This window comes from Cloacibacillus sp. (assembly GCF_020860125.1).
In the GTDB taxonomy this organism is placed as follows: Bacteria; Synergistota; Synergistia; order Synergistales; family Synergistaceae; genus Cloacibacillus.
The window spans coordinates 1-8,095 of record NZ_JAJBUX010000045.1 but is presented as its reverse complement, the minus strand read 5'-3'; the positions used below and the strand labels follow the sequence as shown (position 1 = coordinate 8,095).

Below are 8,095 nucleotides of genomic sequence, written 5' to 3'. Positions count from 1 at the left end.
ATTATATATAATATATATCAAGAAAAATTTATGTCAATATTCAAAAATAAAAATATATTGATAGGGGGATTCAAAATGGAGGGGTATTTAAAGATAAAATGCGGGAAATTATATGACGGATTAAAAAATTCCCTGCAAGAAGACATGGAAATTTTAATTAAAGGTAAAAAAATCATTGAAGTGGGTCACAACATACCAGGGCCGGAAAAACTCAAGACCATCGACCTCAGCGACTGTACCGTCACCCCCGGAATGATAGACGCGCACGTCCACCCGGAATTTTTCGACTGGAGGGATATTTATACCGATACCGTCTACAATTCGGACGGCTACCGAACGCTTGCCACCGCAAGAACGGCGCGCAAAACCCTCATGGGCGGATTCACAACGATCCGTTCGCTTGGATGGTTCCGCGAAGCCTATGAGCTTGATGTAAAACGGGCGATAGATGAGGGATACATTGAGGGCTCAAGGCTCATCGTCTCATCGCACTTCCTCTGCACCCCTGGCAGCCACGGAGATATGACGCAGGCGGTAAGGAATAACCCTTATTTATCAGATTATATGATGAAAGAGTACCCTACCTGCGGTAATGGGGCCGATTTTTTCACGGGAGCCGTGCGTCGGGAGAAGAAAATGGGCTTCGACTTTCTAAAGATCATGGCCACCGGCGGTTTTGCGACACCTAATGACGATCCCGACGATATCCAGCTCAACGACGCGGAGTTCAAGGCGATCTTCGATACAGCGCAGGAGGTAAAAATTTCCGTAACGGCGCACGCCTACGGACCACGTCTGATGAAGAAGCTGATCGGTTACGGGATTACCGGCATCGAACATGGTTCGCTGATGGATAAAGAGACGGCCAAGCTTTTTGAGGATTCAGGGACCTATCTTGTTCCCACCTTCGTTCCCTACGACGACGCGATACACAGTGACGAGGATAGTCTCTCCAAAAAGAGCAAATCTTTCAGAAAGAAATTGGAAAAGTACCAGAAACTCCTCCAAGAGGGGCGCGAGATCATCCGTGAAAGCAAGATAAAGCTCGGATACGGGACAGATATGGTCGCCGTACATCAGAACTACGAGAGCGGCTGGGAATATAACGCCTGGCTGAACAGCGGCATGGACCCCTTCAGAGCTCTTGCGGCGGCAACAAAGAATAACGCCGAAATTTGTGAAATCGACCATCTTGTCGGAACGATAGAGCCCGGGAAGCTAGCCGATATCGCCGGCTGGAAGAGAGACCTCTTAAAAGATCCGGACGCCCTCAGAGACTGTGCCTTTGTGATGAAAGAGGGAACGGTCTATCCTACGGAAAATAGATTATAGATCTTTTTAAAAAACAGGAGGCACGGGCGAAACTTGCCCGTGCCTCAATATCTTAGATTTCTATAAGTTCATAATTGCGCGTGCCCATACCGAGCTTTTCGGCATGTTCCAGCATCACCTGCCATTTGGTGGTGGGGTGCATCGCGTGGAAATGATCCGGATCCGCGCCGTTTTCATGCAGCTGGTCCGTCAGATAGGTCCCGGAGATCACGGGGGTCTTTATCACCGCGTCGGCGCAGGCCTGGTCGAGCGCCACGGGGTCAAAGGAGGCGAAGAATCCAATGTCGGGCGTGACGGCGGCGTCGTTTTCCACGTGGCAGTCACAGAATGGCGAGACGTCTATTACGAGGCAGACGTGGAAGTTCGGTTTCCCAAAGATGACCGCCTTCGCGTATTCCGCCATCTTTTTGTTGAGGACGTCGTTCGAGCCATCCCAGTCCGGCATGACGGCATCAAAGGGGCAGGCGGAGATGCAGCGCCCGCAGCCAACGCACTTTTCATGGTCTATGGAGGCTTTTCCGGCTTTTATCGAGATCGCCCTCTGCGCGCAGTTGCGGGCGCAGCGTCCGCAGCCGATACATTTTTCTTCACTGATAGACGGTTTTCCTTCGCTGTGCATCTCCATCTTGCCGGCTCGCGATCCCGAACCCATGCCGAGATTCTTGACCGCGCCGCCAAAGCCGGTCAGCTCATGTCCCTTGAAATGGGAGAGCGAGATGATGATGTCGGCGTCGGCGATGGCGCGGCCGATCTTCGCCTCCTTGACATATTCGCCGCCCTCCACCGGAATCAGAGCTTCGTCTGTCCCCTTCAGGCCGTCGGCGATTATCACCTGACAGCCGGTGCAGAAGGGGTTATAGCCGTTTTCGTAGGCAGCGTCGAGGTGTTCGAGCGCGTCCTTGCGGCGGCCGACATAGAGCGTGTTGCTGTCAGTGAGGAATGGCTTTCCGCCAAGTTCTTTAATAACGTCCGCCACTACCTTCGAGAAGTTTGGGCGCAGGTAGGCAATATTTCCCGGCTCCCCGAGATGTATTTTTATCGCCGCGAACTGTTTTTTGAAGTCGATCTCTCCGATGCCGGCGCTCTTTATCAGCTTCTCAAGCTTCTGAAGCAGATTAAGTTCCGGCGTCGCTCTCATATTTGTGAAATATACCTTTGACGACATTGTTGTCTCCCCCTGTGTATATTACTTTTCTTTCAAACCCGCTGATAATTTTATCATGTGGAGGGCAAGTTTTAAATTAATGAAAAGAAACGACAAAGGCTGCCTCTATTTTCCGGCAGCCCTTATTATGTTTATACCAATATTTCAGCGCCACCTACCTCTTCGCGGCGGCGATCTCCTCTTTATAACTCTGCCACATTCTGCCGCGCAGCTCTCCGTCCGAGATGACCTCAAGCAGACAGCGTCCGATTATCTTCGCCCCGTCCCTCATCGCCTCGTGTGCGCGCGGCTTCTGCGTCGCCTCGGCAAAGGCGCGGGTGTGGGCTTCGATATTCTCGCCTGAGATGTCTATTTCCGGCTGCAGCGCCGGACATCTGTAGGAGACGTCGCCCATGTCGGAAGAGCCCATAAATGTGCCGCAGGGGGTCACTTCAAGACCAATTTTCGCAAAGTATTTTTTCGCCATTGTCTCGGCGGGGCCGTTGGGAAGCATATCCATAAAGCTCGCCTCAAAGTTGCGCCACGTCACCTCTGTCTCCGTCGCGAGCGCCGCGCCGCGCGCACAGTTGTGGACCTTTTTGATAATTTCGTCGAGATAGGCCCTTTTCGGGGCTCGGAAGTAGAAGCGCCCGACGGCGCGCTCAGGTACGATATTCGGCGCCGCGCCGCCGTCGTGGACGATGCCGTGCATGCGGACCTCCGGCCTCACATGCTGGCGTAGCATATCCACCGCGTGAAAGAACAGCTGCAGGCCGTTCAGCGCGTTGCACCCCTCCCAGGGGGCGGAGGCGGCGTGCGAGGTCTTGCCGGTGAAGGTGAACTCCACCGCGTCCATCGCAAGCGAACGATATTCGACCATGTTTTTTCCGCCGCAGGAATGGATCATCATCGCGAAGTCACAGCCGTCGAAGAGCCCTTTAGCGGACATCTCGACCTTCGCCCCATCCGTCTCCTCGGCGGGAGTGCCGGCCACCAGCAGCTCGCAGTCCGTATTCTTCAGGATCGGAAGAAGAGCGAGCGCCGTCAGGACCGACATCGAACCGTGCAGATTATGGCCGCAGGCGTGGCCGATCTCCGGCAGCGCGTCGTATTCCGTGAGAATGGCGACTTTAGGGCCGCCGCCTCTGCCGCAGCGCGCAGTGAAGGCGGTCGGAATGCCGAGCGCGGGATACTCGACCTCAAAGCCCGCCTCTTTCAGCACACGGACTATTTCTTTGCTGGTCTCAAACTCTTTTCCCGAGACCTCGGGGCGCGCGGCAAAACCGTCGCTCATGGCCGCCATCGCGGGGGTGTTTACCGCGATATTTTTATCAAGTTCCGCTATCATCTGCCGAAGCTCCATGACGTCAGCCTCCCTTTGTATGCTATATCTCTTACCGCTATTATACAGCCGCGAAGGTTTGGCGGGTGATCAGCCTTCCTTTGGGGCCTCCAAGAATCTCGTTTTTATGTACGGCGGCCTCTCCGCCGATGATGACCCACTCGACGCCCTCGGGAGGCAGAAGCTCTTCGGCGAATGTTGCCCGGTCACGCAGCCGCTGAGGGTCAAAGAGTACAAAGTCGGCGTCAGCTCCGGGTTTGATTTCACCTTTATCGAGGAAGGCCATCGCCGCCGGCAGCGATGTGCATTTCCGCACCGCCTCAACGAGGCTCAGCCCCTTTTTCCGCATGATATTTATCGCGCGCGGGAAGGTTCCCGCGGCGCGCGGATGTCCGTGCCCCTTGAGAAGAATTGAGTCCGAGGCGACGGCGCAGCGCGGGTGCATGAGGCATTCCTCGACCTCGGCCCCGTTTATCACATGGGCAATGATAAGGGTCTCGGGAGCCTCTTTTCGCAGTTTTGCGTAAAGGCCGTCCTCAGAGAGAAATTTTCCACGGTACGGCCCGCTGCCAACCTCCAGATATGCGCAGCCGCGTCCCCACCTCTCTTCAAAACCTTCGTCGAAGACCGCCGAACCGAGGTTGGTACAGAAGGCGTCGTATGGGTAACAGTCGAAGGTTATGTCACAGCCGTTGGCGACGGCGGCGGAGATGTGGTCAAGCACCTCGGAGAGACGACCGAAGGCGCACATGCTGCCGGTGTGCGATATCTGGAAGCGCAGCGGATATTTATGGGCATAGCCGATTATTTCGTCCACAGCCTCCACCGCGGCGGGGCCGTCGGCGCGGATGTGCACCGGTATCCATATATTTTGGTAGCTGCTGGCAACTTTAAGAAGCGCTTCGATCTCTTCCGCCGAGGTATTAGGCATATACTCAAGGCCGAAAGATAGGCCGAAAGAACCCTCATTTTCAAGTTCATGAAGGAGCAGCCCGCTCATCTTTTCTATCGCATCAGGCGGCGAGGCGGCATATATATCCGTCACCCCGGAACTTTCCCGAAGCTTTGTATGTCCCGTCAGATAGCCCAGATTAAGCCAAGGGTTCCTCCTATAGGGTCTGATATCGGCCGCCAGCGGACCGGAGCCGCAGTTTCCGGCGATCGCCGTCGTGACCCCCTGCCGCAAAAGCGCCTGCTCGACCGTATTTCCGTCTTCGGCCTCTTCGTCGTGCATATGGGTGTCGATAAAACCGGGCGAAACGCAGAGCCCCGCGGCGTCAATAACCACGGCCGCAGGAGGCTCCTCCGCCGTCAGCGACGCTACGCGGCCGCCGCTGACGGCGATGTTGACACTGGATGGTTCGGCGCATCCGGGGAGTATGACATCCCCTCCCCGGATAAGAAGCTCAAATTTTTCCATTATACACAGCAGTCTTTATTGATAGTTGATCATTATCACGACGAAGATGAATACCATCTGCACAGCGAAGAGGAGGAGGAAGAAGGGAATGAAGTACTTCCACCACTTCTCAATCGGCACCTTCGCGAGGCTGCACATGACCGGCAGATTCGTCGTCGGCCAGAGGATATTAGAAAAACCGTCGCCGTACTGGTAGGCGAGGACCGCTACCTGGCGCGGAATGCCAAGGATGTCAGAAAGCGGGGACATGATAGGGATGGTGGTCGCCGCCTGTCCCGAGCCGGAGGGGATGAAAAAGTTTATCAGGGTCTGTACGAAGAGCATCCCTTCGGCGGCCACCCATTTCGGCAGTCCGCTCAGAGGCGCCGCCAGCGCATAAATGACGGTGTCGATGATCTGTCCCTGCTGCATGACGACGAGCACCCCGCGCGAGATGCCGACGACGCAGGCTCCGAAGATGATATCCTTCCAGGCGTCGATAAATATCTGCGCTATGCGGCTGGGACCGTATCCGTTAGCCAGGCCGCAGGCGATGCCCGTAACGAGGAGCAGTCCGCAGAGCTCGTCGAAATACCAGCCCCTTGTAAGCACGCCCCATACCAAGAAGCACATTCCGATAAACAGGACGAGAAGGACCGCCTTATTGCGTCCGGTGAACTTTGAATCAACAAGTTCGTTGTGGTCGAGCGCCAGCGCGCCGACGTCGATACCCTTCATGAGGCTCTTGCTGGGGTCTTTTCTCACCTTCGCCGCATAGCGCATCATCCAGATGACGCCCATCGTCACAAAAACAAACCATGATACGATGCGGAAACCGAGTCCCGAGAAGAGCGGCAGCTCCGATATCTTCTGCGCGAGGCCGACCGTGAAGGGGTTCATAAAGGCGGCGGCAAAGCCGAGGCCGCATCCCATCGCGACGACGGACATGCCGACCAGCGCGTCATAACCCATCGCGACGGCAAGTCCGACGAAGATCGGTATAAACCCGAAGGCCTCCTCAAACATGCCAAAGAAGGTGGCGGCGGTGGCGAATAGATACATGAAGAGCGGCATGACGAAGGCGTCGCGCCCCTTCGTTGCGCGCAGCAGGGCGCCCATCGCAGCGTTAAGCGCGCCGCTGACGAGGACGAGATAGAAACATGCGTATGAGATCATTATAAAGAATATAATATCGGCTGCCTGGACAAGCCCCTTATAGACGCTGATGAACATTGCGAAGGGGTCCACCGGCGTTGACTTGACGATATGATAGGTCGTCGGATCGACGACCATACGCCCCGTATGAGGGTCAGTGATACGGTCGTATAAACCTGCCGGCACAACATAGGTTCCAATGGTCGCAATGACGATCAGAAAGAAAAGAAGAACGTAGGTGTGTGGCATAAGAAGATTAAGCTTTGATTTCTTTTCCGTCATAATATTTTCCTCCTTAATGTTAGTCTTATATTCTACCGGTTACTGTAATCCGCCGCCTTTCTTTCCGCCGGAACGGTTTAGGGTATAGCAATACACCGCCTTATAGGGCAATATACTATTTTATCATAGTAATATAATATTAGCCAATTATTTATTTTATTTTTTACATTCAAGTAATATTCAAGATCTTTTATCAATAACATATGCCTAATATTCGTAAAAAATACATTACCAATCCTATCTCATCTTTTTGGCGTGGAAGGAAATTTAATAATCATTAAAGGTCAATAATATTTAGCTCTTTTATCTATATAAAAAGAATAGACTTATCTCTCAGAGGCAATATAATTTCTCTGGAAAGCACAAAAATTAGACTCTGCAAAAAGGAGAATCGAAGATGATATTAAAAAACCAGGAAGATGGAATAAAGAGGGAAAAATTGGGCGGCAGCGGCAAGGGACATGCGCTTGCCTTCCCGGTAGCGATCCCCGACCAGAACGGCGCCTTCACGATGACGACCCGTCTCGAGCTTGAGCCGGGAGCCTCCGTAGGCTACCATCTGCACGCCGACAATGAAGAAGTGTATTTTATTATGAGCGGCGAAGGGCTCTACACGGAAGAGAACGAGACCCAGCATGTAAAGGCCGGCGACATCATGCTATGCCGTATGGGACGTTCCCACGGCATCGAAAACTCCGGAAAAGAGACGCTGGTGGTGGGAGCGGCAATCGCAAAGCGCGGATAGTTATCTTAGCAGGAATAGAGACCGCCGCCGCGGCCGGCATCGTACCGCGGCGGTGATTTTTTTATACGATCGGACAGTTGGAGGTCAGGTCAAACGTATAAGCCAACCATAGTCAGTGCCGCCTGATGGCATAATTTTTTATAGATTTCACAACGTTCACCGGAAATTACCCTAATAATAAAATGACGCTATTTTCATCCTGTAAATTGTTCACCGCAGTCTATAACTACCGTGTGAATGCGGAAAATACCGCCGCCAGGCATCGCGAGGCTTAATATTCATCAAAAGACTTGCTGTTTTCCCAAGGATGGAGGGGCGTACCTATTAAAATCCCGAGGAAAAATGGAGCGGCGCTCATCCATCCGCGGCAAATCTGCGTACTTTTGGAATCATTCATAGAAATTTCCGTGATTTTGGAGATTATTTATCTGTTACGGCGAAGTAAATATCACCTAACTTACGACTATTTTCCCATCGCCAATAGAAGTCGAATAAATTAAAGTGCGTAATTTTTGCACCGACTTATCTACAAAGTTATCCACAAAATGTGGACACTTATGTGCTCAAACCAATATTTTGGCGCAGATAGAGGAGAAAACGACCTGTAGTTCTGCCAATTTATGTGTATAAGTCTGGCAAAAGGGTGAATTTCCATGTGGATATATGCATGATATGCTTAATTCATTATTTATGTGA

Annotated in this window: 6 protein-coding genes; 2 read left to right on the top strand and 4 right to left on the bottom strand. The window is 52.8% G+C overall.

What is annotated here, in order from left to right:
- Positions 1-144 precede the first annotated feature (144 nt).
- Complete coding sequence (locus LIO98_RS06100; RefSeq protein WP_291954226.1) at positions 145-1,332, top strand: amidohydrolase family protein; 1,188 nt, start codon at positions 145-147, stop codon at positions 1,330-1,332.
- 52 nt (positions 1,333-1,384) lie between these two features.
- On the opposite strand, the gene LIO98_RS06095 is transcribed toward LIO98_RS06100, so the two are convergent.
- From LIO98_RS06095 to LIO98_RS06080, 4 genes are all read right to left on the bottom strand, one after another.
- Complete coding sequence (locus LIO98_RS06095; RefSeq protein WP_291954224.1) at positions 1,385-2,497, bottom strand: DUF362 domain-containing protein; 1,113 nt, start codon at positions 2,495-2,497, stop codon at positions 1,385-1,387.
- Positions 2,498-2,651: 154 nt separating this feature from the next.
- Entirely contained in the window at positions 2,652-3,839 is a 1,188-nt protein-coding gene (locus LIO98_RS06090) for an amidohydrolase (RefSeq protein WP_291954221.1), read from the bottom strand.
- 40 nt (positions 3,840-3,879) lie between these two features.
- Entirely contained in the window at positions 3,880-5,238 is a 1,359-nt protein-coding gene (locus tag LIO98_RS06085; protein ID WP_291954219.1) for an amidohydrolase family protein, read from the bottom strand.
- Between the two features lie 15 nt (positions 5,239-5,253).
- Positions 5,254-6,654, bottom strand: coding sequence for a TIGR00366 family protein (locus LIO98_RS06080; protein WP_291954217.1), 1,401 nt, complete (start codon positions 6,652-6,654; stop codon positions 5,254-5,256).
- Between the two features lie 397 nt (positions 6,655-7,051).
- Here LIO98_RS06080 and LIO98_RS06075 point away from each other — a divergent pair, with 397 nt between their 5' ends.
- On the top strand, positions 7,052-7,399 hold the full coding sequence (locus LIO98_RS06075; protein ID WP_291954215.1) for a cupin domain-containing protein: 348 nt from the start codon (positions 7,052-7,054) through the stop codon (positions 7,397-7,399).
- Positions 7,400-8,095 lie beyond the last annotated feature (696 nt).

Excerpts from the sequence above, each read along its gene's own strand:
- LIO98_RS06090 (WP_291954221.1), bottom strand. The coding sequence starts at position 3,839 with ATGGAGCTTCGGCAGATGATAGCGGAACTTGATAAAAATATCGCGGTA.
- LIO98_RS06085 (WP_291954219.1), bottom strand. The coding sequence starts at position 5,238 with ATGGAAAAATTTGAGCTTCTTATCCGGGGAGGGGATGTCATACTCCCC.
- LIO98_RS06080 (WP_291954217.1), bottom strand. The coding sequence starts at position 6,654 with ATGACGGAAAAGAAATCAAAGCTTAATCTTCTTATGCCACACACCTAC.
- LIO98_RS06095 (WP_291954224.1), bottom strand. The coding sequence starts at position 2,497 with ATGTCGTCAAAGGTATATTTCACAAATATGAGAGCGACGCCGGAACTT.
- LIO98_RS06100 (WP_291954226.1), top strand. The coding sequence starts at position 145 with ATGGAAATTTTAATTAAAGGTAAAAAAATCATTGAAGTGGGTCACAAC.
- LIO98_RS06075 (WP_291954215.1), top strand. The coding sequence starts at position 7,052 with ATGATATTAAAAAACCAGGAAGATGGAATAAAGAGGGAAAAATTGGGC.